The 15,706-nt window shown below is 62.9% G+C and carries 14 protein-coding genes; 5 read left to right on the top strand and 9 right to left on the bottom strand.

Translation table 11 applies throughout. From position 1 onward, the window contains the following. Positions 1 to 4: 4 nt before the first annotated feature. From creB to V3W40_RS12245, 4 genes are read left to right on the top strand one after another with little or no spacing between them, the layout of a single operon-like run. Positions 5 to 673, top strand: coding sequence for a two-component system response regulator CreB (creB, locus tag V3W40_RS12260; protein WP_027605971.1), 669 nt, complete (start codon positions 5 to 7; stop codon positions 671 to 673). Continuing rightward, entirely contained in the window at positions 673 to 2,112 is a 1,440-nt protein-coding gene (gene creC / locus V3W40_RS12255; protein WP_065947478.1) for a two-component system sensor histidine kinase CreC, read from the top strand. The genes creB and creC overlap by 1 nt, the downstream gene beginning before the upstream one ends. 51 nt (positions 2,113 to 2,163) lie before the next feature. Beyond that, positions 2,164 to 3,537: a cell envelope integrity protein CreD gene (gene creD / locus V3W40_RS12250; protein WP_065925432.1), complete on the top strand. Its 1,374-nt coding sequence runs from the start codon at positions 2,164 to 2,166 to the stop codon at positions 3,535 to 3,537. Next, positions 3,534 to 3,677, top strand: a complete 144-nt coding sequence (locus tag V3W40_RS12245) for a hypothetical protein (RefSeq protein ID WP_159440258.1) — start codon at positions 3,534 to 3,536, stop codon at positions 3,675 to 3,677. Before creD ends, V3W40_RS12245 begins: the two co-directional genes overlap by 4 nt. Positions 3,678 to 3,762: 85 nt before the next feature. Here V3W40_RS12245 and V3W40_RS12240 read toward each other — a convergent pair whose 3' ends face one another. The 8 genes from V3W40_RS12240 to V3W40_RS12205 all read right to left on the bottom strand — a co-directional run bounded on the left by V3W40_RS12240 (position 3,763) and on the right by V3W40_RS12205 (position 12,682). Further along, a complete protein-coding gene (locus V3W40_RS12240; RefSeq protein WP_065947477.1) occupies positions 3,763 to 4,392 on the bottom strand; it encodes a glutathione S-transferase in 630 nt (209 codons plus the stop codon). A 106-nt stretch (positions 4,393 to 4,498) separates the two neighbouring features. Continuing rightward, a complete protein-coding gene (locus tag V3W40_RS12235; protein ID WP_137212390.1) occupies positions 4,499 to 4,669 on the bottom strand; it encodes a DUF4175 domain-containing protein in 171 nt (56 codons plus the stop codon). Then, a complete protein-coding gene (locus V3W40_RS12230) occupies positions 4,666 to 5,769 on the bottom strand; it encodes a PepSY-associated TM helix domain-containing protein (protein WP_330215090.1) in 1,104 nt (367 codons plus the stop codon). Before V3W40_RS12230 ends, V3W40_RS12235 begins: the two co-directional genes overlap by 4 nt. A gap of 171 nt (positions 5,770 to 5,940) precedes the next feature. Further along, positions 5,941 to 8,373: a TonB-dependent siderophore receptor gene (locus tag V3W40_RS12225; RefSeq protein ID WP_146477691.1), complete on the bottom strand. Its 2,433-nt coding sequence runs from the start codon at positions 8,371 to 8,373 to the stop codon at positions 5,941 to 5,943. 86 nt (positions 8,374 to 8,459) lie between these two features. Beyond that, positions 8,460 to 9,440: a FecR domain-containing protein gene (locus V3W40_RS12220; protein WP_065947474.1), complete on the bottom strand. Its 981-nt coding sequence runs from the start codon at positions 9,438 to 9,440 to the stop codon at positions 8,460 to 8,462. Further along, positions 9,437 to 9,955 (bottom strand): RNA polymerase sigma factor, encoded by a 519-nt coding sequence (locus V3W40_RS12215; RefSeq protein ID WP_027605963.1) that lies wholly within the window; start codon positions 9,953 to 9,955, stop codon positions 9,437 to 9,439. Before V3W40_RS12215 ends, V3W40_RS12220 begins: the two co-directional genes overlap by 4 nt. A 100-nt stretch (positions 9,956 to 10,055) precedes the next feature. Further along, positions 10,056 to 10,763 (bottom strand): 3'-5' exonuclease, encoded by a 708-nt coding sequence (locus tag V3W40_RS12210; protein ID WP_065925427.1) that lies wholly within the window; start codon positions 10,761 to 10,763, stop codon positions 10,056 to 10,058. After that, positions 10,760 to 12,682 (bottom strand): putative nucleotidyltransferase substrate binding domain-containing protein, encoded by a 1,923-nt coding sequence (locus tag V3W40_RS12205; protein ID WP_174562751.1) that lies wholly within the window; start codon positions 12,680 to 12,682, stop codon positions 10,760 to 10,762. The genes V3W40_RS12210 and V3W40_RS12205 overlap by 4 nt, the downstream gene beginning before the upstream one ends. A gap of 246 nt (positions 12,683 to 12,928) precedes the next feature. On the opposite strand from V3W40_RS12205, the gene V3W40_RS12200 reads away from it, so the two are divergent. Continuing rightward, positions 12,929 to 13,375, top strand: coding sequence for a response regulator (locus tag V3W40_RS12200; protein ID WP_065925425.1), 447 nt, complete (start codon positions 12,929 to 12,931; stop codon positions 13,373 to 13,375). A 118-nt stretch (positions 13,376 to 13,493) separates the two neighbouring features. Here the strand turns inward: V3W40_RS12200 and V3W40_RS12195 are convergent, their stop codons facing one another. After that, positions 13,494 to 15,671, bottom strand: a complete 2,178-nt coding sequence (locus V3W40_RS12195) for a malate synthase G (protein ID WP_330215089.1) — start codon at positions 15,669 to 15,671, stop codon at positions 13,494 to 13,496. Positions 15,672 to 15,706 lie beyond the last annotated feature (35 nt).

Below are 15,706 nucleotides of genomic sequence, written 5' to 3'. Positions count from 1 at the left end.
ACCCATGCCCCACATCCTGATTGTCGAAGACGAAGCGGCGATAGCCGACACGCTGATATTCGCCCTGCAAGGCGAGGGCTTTACCACCACCTGGCTGAGCCTCGGCCAGGAGGCGTTGGCCCATCAGCGCCAGACCCCCGCCGACCTGATCATCCTCGACATCGGCCTGCCGGACATCAGCGGTTTTGAAACCTGCAAGCAATTGCGCCGTTTCAGTGAAGTGCCGGTGATGTTCCTCAGCGCGCGGGATGGCGAGATCGACCGCGTGGTGGGGCTGGAGATCGGCGCCGACGATTATGTGGTCAAGCCGTTCAGCCCACGGGAAGTGGCGGCGCGGGTGCGGGCGATCCTCAAGCGCGTCGGCCCTGGTGTGGCGCCGGCGCTGTTCCAGGTCGATCTGGAGCGCATGCAAATCAGCTATCGCGGCCAACCCCTGAGCCTGACCCGGCATGAATTCCGCCTGCTGCAAAGCCTGCTGGAGCAACCCGAGCGGGTGTTCAGCCGCGAGCAGTTGCTGGACGCGGTGGGCGTGGCGGCCGACGCCGGTTACGAGCGCAATATCGACAGCCACATCAAGAGCCTGCGCAGCAAGTTACGCAGCGTGGCCGCCGATGCCGAGCCGATCCAGACCCATCGCGGCCTCGGCTACAGCTACAGCCCGAGCAACAGCTGATGCGCCTGGGGCTGCGGATTTTCCTGGTGTATGCGCTGTTTATCGGCCTCACCGGTTACTTCGTGCTCAGCACGGTGATGAAGGAAATCCGCCCCGGCGTGCGCCAGTCCACTGAAGAAACCCTGGTGGACACCGCCAACCTGCTGGCCGAAATCCTGCGCGATGACGTGAAGCACGGCACCCTCGGCCAGAGCCACTGGCCCGAATTACTCAAGGCCTATGGCAACCGCCAGCCCGGCGCGACCATCTGGGGGCTGGCGAAAAACCAGGTCAACCACCGTATCTACGTGACCGACGCCAAAGGCACCGTGCTGCTCGACTCCACGGGCGAAGCCGTGGGCCAGGACTACTCGAAGTGGAACGACGTCTACCTGACCCTGCGCGGCGAATACGGCGCGCGCTCCACCCGTAGCGCAGCGGATGACCCCACCTCATCGGTGATGCACGTCGGCGCACCGATTCGCGATAACGGGCAGATCATCGGCGTGGTCACCGTGGCCAAGCCCAACAGCTCGTTGCAGCCGTATGTCGACCGCACTGAGCGCCGCCTGCTGTGGTACGGCGCGGGCCTGGTCATCCTCGGCCTGTTGCTCGGCGCGCTGTTGTCGTGGTGGCTGAGCGTTGCACTGCGTCGCCTGACCGCTTACGCCGAAGCCGTCAGTGAAGGCCGAAGGGCAGAGCTGCCGCATTATCGCGGCGGCGAGCTGAAGCAGCTGTCCACCGCCGTTGAGCACATGCGCACGCAACTGGAGGGCAAGGCCTACGTCGAACATTACGTGCACACCCTGACCCATGAATTGAAAAGCCCGCTGGCGGCGATTCGCGGCGCGGCCGAGCTGTTGCAGGGCGAGATGAGCCGCGAACAGCAGCAGCGCTTCGTCGGCAATATCGACAGCGAAAGCGCGCGCCTGCAGCAGTTGATCGAACGTCTGCTGAACCTGGCGCAGGTGGAGCAACGCCAGGGGTTGGAGGCGCAGGCGAGTATCCCGCTGGCGGCCTTGGTCGACGACGTACTCAACGCCCAATGTGCGCGAATCGAAGGCGCCGGGCTGCACGTCGAGCAAGGGATTGCGGCGGATGTGAAGGTGTTTGGCGAGCCCTTCCTGTTGCGCCAGGCACTGGGCAACTTGCTGGACAACGCGCTGGACTTCACACCGCCCGGTGGCGTGTTGAGATTCAGCGCACAGACGCTGCACAACGACGTGCAGGTGAGCCTGTTCAATCAGGCCGCGCCTATCCCCGACTATGCCCTGCCGCGCCTCAGCGAGCGCTTCTATTCCTTGCCGCGTCCCGTAAGCGGACGCAAGAGCACCGGCCTGGGCCTCAACTTTGTCGAGGAAGTCATGAAGCTGCACGGCGGCACCTTGCAGATCGGCAATGTGCCGGGCGGTGTGCACGTGGTGCTGCATCTCCACACAGTCTCCACATTGCCCACATAAATCCCCCACACAGGCTGTCCAGACTCTCCCCATCAAAACAGGGAGAGACCCATGAACCGCAGCCTGCTTTTCAAACTTGGCGCGATTGCGCTGCTGATCCTGCTGTTGCTGATTCCATTGCTGATGATCAACGGCATCATCAGTGACCGCCAGCAACTGCGCGACGGCGTCCTGATGGACATCGCCCGAAGTTCCAGCTACGCCCAGCGCCTCACCGGCCCGGTGATGGTGGTGCCGTATCGCAAGACCGTGCGCGAGTGGAAGCTCAATGAAAAGCTCAACAAGCGCTACGAGGTCACCCGTGAAGAGCGGGGGCGCCTGTATTTCCTGCCGGACCGTTTTGAGCTCGACGGCAAGGTGCAGACCGAACTGCGCGCACGGGGGATTTACCAGGCGCGGCTGTTCCATGCCGACAACCGTATCAGTGGGCGTTTCGAGCTGCCGGCACAGTTGGGCATCACCGAAGACTTTGCCGATTACCGCTTCGAACCGGCGTTTCTGGCGGTGGGGATAAGCGATATTCGCGGCATCGAAAATGCGCTGAAGCTGGAGCTGGGCAGCCAGCGCCTGGAGTTCGAGCCGGGCTCCCAAGTGGACTGGCTGGGGGAGGGCGTGCATGTGGCATTGCCGGAGCAGGACAGCAAGAAACCGGCTGTAGTGGACTTCGCCTTCGACCTGCGCCTGCAAGGCACCGAGCAACTGCAAGTGGTGCCGGTGGGCAAGACCAGTCAGGTGTCCCTGGCCTCCAACTGGCCGCACCCCAGTTTTATCGGCAACTTCCTGCCGGCCCAGCGCGAAGTGACTGACAACGGCTTCACGGCCAACTGGCAGACCTCATTCTTTTCCACCAACCTCGAACAGGCCCTGCAAACGTGCCTGGACGGCCAGGGCTGCAACGACTTCAACAACCGCAGCTTCGGCGTGAACTTCATCGATCCGGTGGACCAGTACCTCAAGAGCGACCGCGCGATCAAATACGCGCTGCTGTTTATCGCCCTGACCTTTGCCGGTTTCTTCCTGTTCGAAGTGCTCAAGAGCCTGGCGGTGCACCCCGTCCAGTACGCATTGGTGGGCGTTGCCTTGGCGTTCTTCTACCTGCTGTTGTTGTCGTTGTCCGAGCACCTGGGCTTTGCCTTGGCCTACCTGATTTCGGCGAGTGCCTGCGTGCTGTTGATCGGGTTCTACGTGTGCCACGTGCTGCGCAGCGTTGCCCATGGCCTGGGGTTTTCGGCGGGGCTGGCGGCGCTGTATGGCTTGCTGTACGGGCTGTTGAGTGCCGAGGACTACGCGCTGCTGATGGGCTCGCTGCTGCTGTTCGGGCTGCTGGGGACGGTGATGGTGCTGACGCGTAAGCTGGATTGGTACGGCGTGGGCAAGCGCAAGGCGGCCGAGCCCCTGCAGTTCGACCTGGAGGCAGTGCAATGATCGGGTTGCGCGAGGATCAGCAGGCGCGGGTGCTGTTGGTGGGCAAAATCAATGCGCTATTTCCAGTGTGGCGAAGTGCTGTTGTGGTGAGCGGGCTTGCCCCGCGCTGGGGCGCGAAGCGGCCCCATTCCAGGCAATGAGTTTCTCCAGATGGACCGCCATTGCAGGTTTTGGGGCGGCTTCGCCACCCAGCGCGGGGCAAGCCCGCTCACTACAACAGGCCCGCTAGGCCGGCGGCTGGGTCTGCTGCATCGAAGGCCGCTGGCTGACCTCGAGGTACCAGGCGGCAAGCTTGGGGTTATCCAAGCGCCATTGCATGTCGGGATGACGAAAGTCGAGGTAGCCCAGGGCGCAGGCCACGCTGATCGAAGCGATATCGAAGTGGCTGGTCAGTTCGGCAATGGCGTCCTGTTCCAGCTCGGCGAGGGCGCGGCGGATCTTGTTGCGCTGTTCGTCGAGCCACTGCGCCCAGTGTTTTTCCACCGGGCGCAGGGCGGTCTCGTAGCGCACCAGCACGGCGGCATCCATGATGCCGTCGGCCATCGAAGCCAGGGTCAGGCGGCGCCAGCGGGCCGAGCCATCGCGGGGGATCAGCGGGTTGCCGACGTGCTGGTGGTCGAAGTAATCGAGGATCACCCGGCTGTCGTGCAGCACGCTGCCGTCGGCCAGGCGCAGGGCCGGGATCTTGCCCACGGGGTTGTCTTGCACCAGCTGCGCATCGGGGTTGACCGGGGTCGGCATGCAGCCATGCAGGGCGACGCGGTCCTGCTGGCCGGTCTCGGCCAGCAGCACGCGGACTTTACGCACGAACGGTGACGCGGGGTTGTGGAACAAGGTCATGCTGGGCGCAGACATGGGCTTTCCTCTGTAGGAGCGAGCTTGCTCGCGAAGAACGTTAACGATAACGCAGCGCGTCTGCTTTGACGCGGTGCTCTCTGGTTTTTCGCCGGCAAGCCGGCTCCTACAGGAGGGCCCATGCGCCGATCAACGCGGGGATGCCCAACCCCACCCAACTCAACGAATCCCACAGCCCATCCCCCAGCAACGCCGCAAACAACCCGGCGGCGCTGAGCAGGCCAATCCCCAGGGGAATGCCAAATACCCTCCAGAAACTCGACTGCCTTGGCTTCATGCCTTGCCCGCCTTGCGCCGCACGATCCACAAGTAAATCCCGCTCACCAGGACGATGATGGTCAGCACATCCAGCGCCGCCCAGAGGATCTTCATCGGCATGCCGCCGTAGTCGCCGAAGTGCAGTGGTTGCGACATGCCCATGGCGTCCATGTACCACGGCCGTTCGGCGATGGCGGTGACGGCCAGGGTGCCGGCGTCGATCAGGACCGGCGTGAGCAGGTGCGAGGTCAGGTGTGTGCTGCCCTTCATGAACACCGCGTAATGGTGCTCGCTGGAAAAGCGCGTGCCGGGGAAGGCGATAAAGTCCGGCTGCATGCCGGGCGCGGCCTTGGCGGCGATGCTCAGCAGCTCGCTCGCGGGGGCGCGTTGGGTCAGGGGCGGGGCGTTTTTGTAGGGTTCGATCATTGCGCTGAGGCTGTCGGTGCGCCAGGCGGCGATGATCAAGTCGGCACAGGCGCTGATCACGCCGGTCACGCCCACCACCAGCGCCCAGGTCAGGGTGACCACGCCGATCAGGTTATGCAGGTCGAGCCAGCGCAGGCGCCTGGACTTGTCCTGGCGCACCGTGGCGAACTTCAAGCGGCGCATGAATGGCAGGTACAGCACCGTGCCCGAGACAATCGCGAGCACAAACAGAATGCCCATGAACGCCAGCAGCAACTTGCCCGGCAGGCCGGCGAACATATCCACATGCAGGCGCAGCAGGAACAGGGTGAAGCCGCCATTGGCCGCCGGCATCTCGACCGCGTCGCCAGTGCGCGCATCGAGCATGAAGGTGTGGGATGAGTTGGGTTCGGTGCCCGCTGTGGCGGCCATGATCGCGATCACGCCGTTCTTGTCGTCTTCATCCCACGCCAGGTATTGCATGGCCTCGCCCGGGCGATGGGTCTTAGCCTTGCTCACCAGTTGCTCAAGGTCGAGCTGTGGCGTATCGGCAGGCATCTGCGCCAGATCGGGCTCGTTGCCCAGCAGGTGGTCGATCTCGTGGTGAAACACCAGCGGCAGGCCGGTGAGGGCGAGCAGCAGCAGGAACACCGTGCAGATCAGGCTGGTCCAGGTGTGGATGAAGGACCAGCGGCGGATGGTTTTGCTTTTCATTTTCTAGCCTTGTAGCAGCTGACGAGCGCAAGCGAGGCTGCGTTTGCGTTATGCCTGACACACCGCAAACGCAGCCTCGCCAAGGCTCGACAGCTGCTACGCATTAGCCTATTGAAGTTGTGTAGAGACTCATGCTTCAAACACGCCAAAGCCGCCCACATAAGCGGTCGATTACCACTGGTAGGTGGCGCTGGCGACGACGCTGCGCTGGTCGCCGAAGTAGCAGTAGTTGCCATCACAGGTCGACAGGTAGTCCTTGTTGAACAGGTTGGTGGCGTTCAACTTGACCGATGCACCCTTGAGGCTGTTGTCCAGGCGGCCCAGGTCGTAATGCACCGCACCGTCAAACACGGTATAGGCGTTGGCCTTTCCCAGCCAGGTGTTGGCCTGGTCGCCATAGGTGTTGCCGGTGTAACGGGCGCCAAAGCCGATGCCGAAACCGTCAAGCACACCGGTGTGCCAGGTGTAGTCGGTCCACAGCGAGGCTTGCTGGTTGGGCATCAGTGTCAGGCGGTTGCCTTTGTAGATGCCTTTCTGCACTTCGGATTTTGCCAAGGTATAGGCGGCGATGACCTTAAGGTTCTCGGTCACATCGGACACGGCTTCCAACTCCAGGCCCTTGACCTTCACTTCGCCGGTCTGGCTGTTGATCTGCTGGCCCCCAGCGCCGAGGGTGGTCACCTGCACATTCTTCTGGGTCAGGTCGTAGACCGCTGCACTGAGCAACGTATTGGAGCCGGGCGGCTGATACTTGACCCCCATTTCCCACTGCTTGCCTTCGGTGGGCTTGAACGTCTTGAGCGCGTTTGTATCGGCGTTGCTCGCCGGTTGAAACGACTCGGCGTAGGACAAGTAGGGTACGAAGCCCGAGTCGAATACATAGCTCAGCGCCGCGTTGCCGCTGAAGTGTTTGATGCGGTCAGTGTTGGTCGCATCGCTGTCGTTGAAGTAGGTGGTGCCCTGATGCACCCAATCTTCACGCCCGCCCAGGGTCAGGCGCCACTTGTCCAGGGCCATCTGGTCCTGCACGTAGAGACCGGTCTGCACGGTTTTCTGGTTGTAGTCGTAAAAAGGTCGGACATCGGTCGGGCGCAGGGTTGGCTGGGTATTGATCGGGTTGAAAATATTGGTGCCCGAGGCCGTCCCGAATATCGCGCGATAGGAGGTATCGGTGCGCTGGTGGTCCAGGCCGAGCAGCAGGGTGTGGATGACATCGCCAGTGGCAAAGTCTGCCTGGAAGTTGTTATCCACCGCGAACTGGCCGATGTCCTCGTCGACGTTGGTGGTCGAGCGGCTGATATTGCCCGCTGCATCCGCGGGGGAGAACGCGTAGGAACCCACGGTCAGTTGCTGGAACGACAGATCCGACTTGGTGTAGCGCAAGTTTTGCTTGAACTGCCAGGTGTCGTTGAAACGATGCTCGAAGGCATAGCCCAGCGCGTAGTAGGTGCGATCATAGAACTCGTAGTCCGGGTCGCCCAGATTCTTGTGGTGGGAGACCTCGCCCAGCGGCGATTTGATCTTGGTGCCCTGGATCGGCATGAACTGGCTGGTGGTCCCGGTATCGTCACGGGTGAACTGCGAGAGCAGGGTCAGCTTGGTGTCGGTATCGATGTTCCAGGTCAGGCTCGGCGCAATGTTGTAGCGCTTGTTGTCGATGTGATCGACCTGGGTGCCGGCATCGCGTACCACGCCGCTGAGGCCATAGAGGAATTGGCCTTCATCATCGATCTTGCCGGTGCTGGCGAAGTTGATCTGGCGGTAGTTGTCGCTGCCGTATTGCACTTGGATGGCGTTGCTCGACTCTGCGCTGGGGCGTCGGCTGACCATGTCCAGCAGGCCGCCCGGTGGGGTCTGGCCGTACACCGACGAGGCCGGGCCACGCAGCAGGGCGAGGCGGTCGAGGTTCCAGGTTTCCGCTTTGGGGTTGGCGTACACGCCGCGCGGCAATGGCAGGCCGTCGAGGAACTGGGTGGGCTCGAAGCCGCGCACGCGCATCCAGTCGTAGCGGGTGTCGCTGCCATAACTGGCGGACACGATGCCGGGCATGTATTTGACTGCGTCGTCCAGGTTCTGCACGTTGCGATCCTGCATCTGCTCGCGGGTGGCCACGGAGATCGAACGCGGGGCTTCCACCAGGGCGGTGTCGGTCTTGGTGCCGGCGGCGGTCCGTGTGGCCAGGTAGCCTTGGACCGGACCCCAGGCACTTTCCTGGTTGCCATCTTGCCCTGTGATGTTAGTCACCGGCAGCGCCATCACCCCCTCCGGAACCGCCACCAGCGTGTACGTGCCCGCGCTGCTCTGCTCCAGCTGCAACCCGGTGCCACGCAAGGCTTCACGCAGTGCACCTGGTGCATCGAACTGGCCCTGGACCGGGGCCGAGGTCTTGCCCGAGGCCAACGCTGGGTTGAGGGTCAGTGCCAGGCCGGCCTGGCTGGCGATCTGGTTCAGGGTGCTGGTCAAGGGCGCGGCCGGCAGGTTGTAGGCGCGCACGCTGGAGGCTTGTTCGGCGGCAATCAGCGCAGTGCTGGCCAGCGGGGCGCTGAGGGCAATGGCCACGGCTAACAGGCTGGGGCGCAACAAGGTGTCTAGCGTGCGGGACATAGGGCGGCTCCTGAATGGAAGTAATTCGCAATTGCCTATGTGCCGAGCGAGATTTCAAAAGTGATAGGCCCGGTGGAAAATATTTTTTATTTGGCCTCAGGTGTCTTGGCGACCACTGTCACCCACCACGGCGTGTGCTGTTCGATCTGCACCGGCAGGGTCGGCAGCAGCGCGTTGAGCGCCAGGGTGGTGTCGTGCAGCGGGAAGCTGCCGGTGATGCGCAGGTCGGCCACGTCTTTATCCACCCCGAGATGGCCTGTACGGTAGCGGCTGAGTTCCTGCACCACATCGCCCAGGCGGACGTTGTCGACCACCAGCATGCCGCGCGTCCAGGCATCGGTGGCGGGCGTGACGGCCAGGGCAGGGCCGAGGCCGTCGCTGCGCATCAGCACTTGCTGGCCTGCCTTGAACACCTGTTCCTGCGCCAGCGCTTCGGGCTGGGCGCCCACCGCCGATTGCAGCACGCTCAGGCGCGTGGCGTCGTCTTCGCGCTTGACGATAAACCGCGTGCCCAGCGCGCGCAGGCTGCCGTCGCGGGTTTGCACATAAAACGGGCGCGCATCGTTGTGGCCGGTTTCGACGAGGATTTCGCCTTCCTGCAACACGATCAGCCGGCGCTTCTCATCGAAGCGCACGTCGATGGCGCTGTGGGTGTTGAGGTTGATCAACGTACCGTCCGCCAGTTTCAGCGTGCGCTGCTCGCCGGTGGCGGTGCGCTGGTCGGCGAGCCAATAGTGGATCGGTACGTAGCGCTCGCCGGCAAACAACGCCAGGCCGCACACCAGCGCAATACTCGCCAGGCCGCTGCCGAGCTTGCGCACGCGCTGGCGAATGCCCTCGCGCGACTGTAACAACGCCGCCCGCGCCGGGCCCGAGGCCACGCTGAAACGCTGGTCGAGCATGCCCAGTTGGCGCCAGGCACGGGCGTGCTCTTCATCGCTGGCCAGCCATTTGCTGAATTCTTCGCGCTCCACCGCGCTGCCATCACCCGAATCGAGGGACAACTGCCAGGCAATCGCCGCATCCAGGACACGGGCCGACACGGGCTTGGAGCTGATCACGTTCACAGCGGCTCGCCATACAGGGCGATGTAGCACTGGCGAATGCCCTGGGCCAGGTACTGGCGCACACGCGGCACCGACACCCCCAGGCGCTGGGCGATTTCGGCGTGGCCCAGGCCGTCGAGGCGGTTATAGAGGAAGGCGGCGCGGGCCTTGCTCGACAGCTTGCCGAGCAGGCGGTCGATGGCCTTGAGGTCTTCGAGGATCAGTTGCTGTTCTTCCGGCGACGGGTGTTCGCTTTCCGGGATCAGCATCAGTTCGCTGAGGTAGGCCTGTTCGAGGGCCGCGCGGCGGAAGTAGTCGAACAGCAAGCCCTTGGCGATGGCCACCAGAAACGCCCGTGGCTCGCGGGGCTCGCGCAACTCGTCACGGCCGAGCAGGCGCATGAAGGTGTCCTGGCTCAGGTCTTCGGCACGGCTCGGGCAGGCCACATTGCGCCGCAGCCAGGCCAGCAGCCAGCCACGATGGTCGCGGTACAACGCGCCAACAAGCTCACTGTGTGGGTTCTGGACCGACGACAAGGCATCACCGAATAAACAAGAGGTTTAAACTAACGAGAATTATTCGCGATTGTGTCAGAGGCGTGGGGCGGGCGCAATTGGCGTCTGTCGGGAGATCACATTAAAACGATGGCGCGTGTTTACGCCGTTTCCATTGGCTCAAGCGCTCTTGCAGCGCCTGAGGCGTATCGATCTGCTGCTGACGCGCGCGGCTGAACAGGATCAGCATCAGCTCCGCCGTGGCCAGGGCGTCGGCGCTGGCGTGATGGCGTTCGCCCACGTGCAGGTTGAAGTGGTTGACCCAGTCGTCCAACCCGGCTTCGCGGATATGCGCCTCGGGGCACAACAGCGGGGCGATGTCGGCCACATCGAGGAAAGTGTGGGCCAGTCGATACCCCAGGCTGTCCTTGAGCGCGCGCCCCAGCATGTGTTGATCGAATGGGGCGTGGAAGGCGAGCAGCGGGCTGTCGCCGACGAACTCCATGAAGTCCAGCAGGGCCTCGGCCGGGTCGCTGCCCGCCGCGATGGCGCTGGGGCCGAGGCCGTGGATCAGCACACTGGGGCTGAGTTTGGTGTCGGCGCGGTGCAGGGTGCGCTCGAACAGTTGGGAAAAATCCACCGCGCCGTCCTCGATCACCACCGCGCCGATGGACAGCACCTGGTCACGGTTGAGATTCAGGCCGCTGGTCTCCAGGTCCACCACTACCCAGCGTTGGCTGCGCAACGTGCTGTCGCCCAACACCGCGGGCTTGGAGAGTTGTTCCAGGCGCTGTTGTTGCGCGGTATCCAGTCTGGGCTTGGCTGTGCGCAGCCAGTCAAACAAGCTCACAGCTGATACCGCAAGGTCAGGCTGCTTTGCAGGCGCTGGGCCTGGCGCAGGGATTCGCGCAGGATGCGGCGGTCCAGGTGGTTGAGGCTGTCGGGGTCGACGCGGTTGGAGTAAGGCTGGTTCTCGCGGGTCTGCAACTGATGCTGTTGCATGCGGGTTTGCTGGATAAAGTGATAGGCCTCTTCATAGGCGGCGCCGTCCAGGGGCTCGATCACTTCCTTGACCACCAGTTGGCGCAGGCGCTCCAGGGTGTTATTGGCATGGATGCCGTTGGCCAGGGCCAACAGGCGTGCGCCGTCGACAAAGGGGGTAAGCCCCTGCACCTTGAGGTCGAGGGTGGCCTTTTCCCCGCCTTTACGCGTCAGCACAAAATCGCGAAAGCGTCCTACGGGCGGGCGCTGGCGCAAGGCGTTCTCGGCCAGCATGCGCTGGAACAGCCGGTTATCCCCGACCTGGTCGAGAATGCCCTGGCGCAGTTGCTCGCAGCCGCGCTCATCGCCCCACACCACGCGCAGGTCAAAATAGATACTCGAGCCCAGCAGGTTTTCCGGCGTCGCCTCGCGAATAAACGCCGCAAACCGCCGCGCCCATTCCGCCCGCGAGAGGCACAGCTCGGGATTACCGGCCATGATGTTGCCCTTGCACAGGCTGAACCCGCACAGTGCCAGGCTCTGGTTGATCTGCTGCGCCACGGGCAGCAGCCGCCCGCGAATCTCGGCGGCCTCCACGGCGTCCCTGGCCTCGAACAGGATGCCGTTGTCCTGGTCGGTGTACAGCGTCTGCTCGCGCCGGCCTTCGCTGCCGAAACACAGCCAACTGAACGGTACGCCGGGATCGCCTTTTTCGGCCAGGGTCAACTCGATCACCCGGCACACGGTGTGATCGTTGAGCAGGGTAATGATGTGGGTGATCTGGGTAGACGACGCCCCATGGGCGAGCATGCGCTCCACCAGTTGGCCGATCTCGCCGCGCAGCGCTACCAGGTTCTCCACCCGTGGCGCATTGCGGATGGTGCGGGCCAGGTGCACCAGGTCGACCCGTTGCAGGGAAAACAGGTCGCGCTCGGACACCACCCCGCACAGACGCTGGTCCTTGACCAGGCAGACGTGGGCGATATGCCGCTCGGTCATGGCGATGGCCGCGTCGAAGGCGCTGTGGTCCGGCGTTAAAAAGAACGGCGCCTGGGTCATATGGCCTTCAATACCCTGGCTGAAGTCACCGGTGCCGTCGGCCACCACCTGGCGCAGGTCGCGCAGGGTGAAAATGCCCAGGGGCGCCTTGTGTTCATCGACAATCACAATGCTGCCCACCTGCTGCTCATGCATCAGCGTTACCGCTTCGCGCAACGGTGTCTGCGGGCTGCAGGTGACCGGATGGCGCATGGCCAATTCGCCCAGGCGGGTATTCAGGGAATATTGGGTACCGAGGGTTTCCACGGCTTTTTGCTGCACTTGCTGGTTGACCTGGTCGAGCAGGCTGCTGACACCGCGCAGGGCGAAGTCGCGGAACGGGCTGGACAGCGCGAACAGCTTGATAAAGGCCGGTTTGTTCAGTTGCAGGCAGAAGGTGTCTTCAGCGGCCTTGTGTTCGGTGCGGGTGGCGCGCTCACCTAACAGCGCCGCGAGGGGGAAACACTCGCCGGTGGTGATTTCGAAGGTGGCTTGCGTGGCGTCCGGCCGTTCACCCACGACGCGGCCCTGCTTGACGATGTAGAAGTGTTCCACCGGCCCGCCCGACGGCTTGAGGATGCTCTCGCCGGGGCCGAAGAAGCGCAGTTGGCACTGTTCCACCAGAAACGCCAGGTGCGCGTTTTCCATCTGGTTGAACGGTGGGAAGCGTTGCAGGAACTGCAGGGTGCCGTGGATGTTCTGCAATACAGCAGTTTTTCCCGCCTGGGCGAAGGCATCAGCTTTACTCATAACCATGACCGCAATTTTTTTGTCGTTATCGTCCTGCATGGTCGACTCCTGAGCGGCGGGTGCCCATTGGACGTAAGTCTAGGTCGATGAAAACGCCGCAGAACTAGGGAAAAACCTTACACGACTATCGTCCAAACCCCGTAGAACACCCACTAGGCAAACTTTCCGACGAAGTGCACATTGAACGCCCTTCCGCAGATGTCTGACGAGTGTGCTGGAAGATTGTCGAAAACCGCTGAGAAACGTATGTCCGACCACGATATTTTGAGTGATGCCGAGCGCGAGGCGCTGAGCGCCGTGATGCTGGAGCCTGATTTACCGCCACAACGCGTGTTGATTGTTGATGACGACAAGGACGCGCGTGAACTGTTGGCGGAGATCCTGGGCTTGGACGGTATTCGCTGCATGACGGCCGACAGTGGCGAGGCCGCGTGGGATTTATTGAAGTCCAGCAGTTCCATCGGCTTGCTGATCACCGATCTGCGCATGAAACCCAGCAATGGTCTGGAGTTGATCAAGCAAGTGCGCGAATCCACCCGCGCGGCGTTGCCGATCATCATCATGTCGGGGGATGCCGAAGCGCCGGATGTGATTGATGCGATGCATTTGAGTGTGGTGGACTTCCTGCTCAAGCCGATCGACAGCGTGAAGTTGGCGAAGCTGGTAAAGCGCGAGTTGGGGATGGCTTCCTGATTTTTGCAGTGTCTGTACGGGCCTCATCGGGAGCAAGCCCCCTCCCACAGTTGACCGCGTACATCCACACCACAGCCCCAAAGAAAAAGCCCTGATCTCACGATCAGGGCTTTTTCATTTACAGGCCGTTTTTAGCCTTGAACTCCCGACGCCTGCGGTGCAACACCGGCTCGGTATAGCCATTGGGCTGTTTGGTCCCTTCAATCACCAGCTCCACCGCTGCCTGGAACGCGATATTGCTGTCGAAATCCGGCGCCAGTGGGCGGTACAGCGCATCCCCGGCATTCTGACGGTCCACCACCGGCGCCATGCGCTTGAGGCTTTCCATCACCTGGGCTTCGTTGACGATGCCGTGGCGCAGCCAGTTGGCAATGTGCTGGCTGGAGATGCGCAAGGTGGCGCGGTCTTCCATCAGGCCGACGTCGTTGATGTCCGGCACTTTCGAGCAGCCCACACCCTGGTCGATCCAGCGCACCACATAGCCGAGGATGCCCTGGGCGTTGTTGTCCAGTTCGTTGCGGATTTCTTCCTCGGACCAGTCGGTGTTGCTGGCCAGGGGAATGGTCAGGATGTCGTCTACCGACGCGCGTTCGCGCTTGGCCAGTTCGGCCTGGCGTGCGAATACGTCGACCTTGTGGTAGTGCAGCGCGTGCAGTGCGGCGGCTGTCGGCGATGGCACCCAGGCGGTGTTGGCGCCGGCCAGTGGGTGGGCGATTTTCTGTTCGAGCATCGCCGCCATCAGGTCGGGCATCGCCCACATGCCTTTACCGATCTGCGCACGGCCTTGCAGGCCGGTGCTCAAGCCGATATCGACGTTCCAGTTCTCGTAGGCGCCGATCCATTTTTCCGCCTTCATCGCCGCCTTACGCACCATCGCGCCGGCTTCCATGGAGGTGTGGATCTCGTCGCCGGTGCGGTCGAGGAAGCCGGTGTTGATAAACACCACGCGCTCGCTGGCGGCCTTGATGCAGGCCTTGAGGTTGACCGTGGTGCGGCGCTCCTCGTCCATGATCCCGACCTTGAGGGTGTTGCGCGGCAGGTTCAGCACGTCTTCGATGCGGCCGAACAGCTCGTTGGTGAACGCGGCTTCTTCAGGGCCGTGCATCTTCGGCTTCACGATGTAGACCGAATCGGTGCGGCTGTTCTTGCGCGTGTTGTTGCCGTTGAGGCTGTGGACCGCCGCCAGGCTGGTGAGCAGGCCGTCGAGGATGCCTTCCGGTACTTCGTTGCCGTGTTTGTCGAGGATCGCGTCGATGGTCATCAGGTGGCCAACGTTGCGCACGAACAGCAGCGAACGGCCGTGCAGCGTCACGTCCTGGCCGTCGACGCCAGTGTAGACGCGGTCGGCATTCATGGTGCGGGTGAAGGTCTTGCCGCCCTTGGCCACTTCTTCGGCGAGGTCGCCCTTCATCAGGCCGAGCCAGTTGCGGTAGATCACCACCTTGTCATCGGCATCGACGGCGGCGACGGAGTCTTCGCAGTCCATGATGGTGGTGAGTGCGGCTTCCATCAGCACGTCTTTGACACCGGCGGCATCGGTCTGGCCAACCGGGGTGCTGGCGTCGATCTGGATTTCGAAGTGCAGGCCGTTGTGTTTCAGCAGGATCGCGATCGGCTCGGCCGCAGGGCCCTGGAAACCAATCAACTGGGCGTCGTCACGCAGGCCGCTGTTGCTGCCGCCCTTGAGGCTGACGATCAGCTTGCCGTCGACGATCTTGTAGCCGGTGGAATCGACGTGGCTGCCGGCGCTCAGCGGCGCGGCTTCGTCGAGGAAGGCGCGGGCGAAGGCAATCACCTTGTCGCCACGCACTTTGTTGTAGCCCTTGCCCTTTTCGGCGCCGTCGGCTTCGCTGATGGCGTCGGTGCCATACAGGGCGTCGTACAGCGAGCCCCAACGGGCATTGGACGCGTTGAGGGCGAAGCGGGCGTTCATCACCGGCACCACCAGCTGCGGGCCGGCCATGCGGGCGATCTCGTCATCGACGTTTTGGGTCGAGGCCTGGAAGTCTGCGGCTTCTGGCAGCAGGTATCCGATGTCTTGCAGGAAGGCTTTGTAGGCCACCGGGTCGTGGGCCTGGCCGGCGTGAGTCTGGTGCCAGGTATCGATCCGCGCCTGGAAATCGTCGCGTTTGGCGAGCAGGGCTTTGTTCTTCGGTGCCAGGTCGTGGATGACCTTGTCGGCACCGGTCCAGAACTGGTCGGCAGTGATGCCGGTACCGGGAATGGCTTCGTTGTTCACGAAGTCGAACAGGACTTTGGCGACCTGCAGGCCACCGACTTGAACGTGTTCAGTCATTGCTTGCCTCACTCTGCGGAGCTAATGCGCTGTTT

The sequence above is a fragment of the Pseudomonas sp. AM8 genome, from assembly GCF_036346475.1.
Classification (GTDB): domain Bacteria; phylum Pseudomonadota; class Gammaproteobacteria; order Pseudomonadales; family Pseudomonadaceae; genus Aquipseudomonas; species Aquipseudomonas marginalis.
The sequence above is the reverse complement of the archived record's forward strand: the minus strand, read 5'-3'. Positions and strand labels throughout refer to the sequence as shown.

Coding starts and splice junctions, on each gene's coding strand:
- creB (WP_027605971.1), top strand. CDS start 5: ATGCCCCACATCCTGATTGTCGAAGACGAAGCGGCGATAGCCGACACG.
- creC (WP_065947478.1), top strand. CDS start 673: ATGCGCCTGGGGCTGCGGATTTTCCTGGTGTATGCGCTGTTTATCGGC.
- creD (WP_065925432.1), top strand. CDS start 2,164: ATGAACCGCAGCCTGCTTTTCAAACTTGGCGCGATTGCGCTGCTGATC.
- V3W40_RS12245 (WP_159440258.1), top strand. CDS start 3,534: ATGATCGGGTTGCGCGAGGATCAGCAGGCGCGGGTGCTGTTGGTGGGC.
- V3W40_RS12240 (WP_065947477.1), bottom strand. CDS start 4,392: ATGTCTGCGCCCAGCATGACCTTGTTCCACAACCCCGCGTCACCGTTC.
- V3W40_RS12235 (WP_137212390.1), bottom strand. CDS start 4,669: ATGAAGCCAAGGCAGTCGAGTTTCTGGAGGGTATTTGGCATTCCCCTG.
- V3W40_RS12230 (WP_330215090.1), bottom strand. CDS start 5,769: ATGAAAAGCAAAACCATCCGCCGCTGGTCCTTCATCCACACCTGGACC.
- V3W40_RS12225 (WP_146477691.1), bottom strand. CDS start 8,373: ATGTCCCGCACGCTAGACACCTTGTTGCGCCCCAGCCTGTTAGCCGTG.
- V3W40_RS12205 (WP_174562751.1), bottom strand. CDS start 12,682: ATGAGTAAAGCTGATGCCTTCGCCCAGGCGGGAAAAACTGCTGTATTG.
- V3W40_RS12200 (WP_065925425.1), top strand. CDS start 12,929: ATGTCCGACCACGATATTTTGAGTGATGCCGAGCGCGAGGCGCTGAGC.
- V3W40_RS12195 (WP_330215089.1), bottom strand. CDS start 15,671: ATGACTGAACACGTTCAAGTCGGTGGCCTGCAGGTCGCCAAAGTCCTG.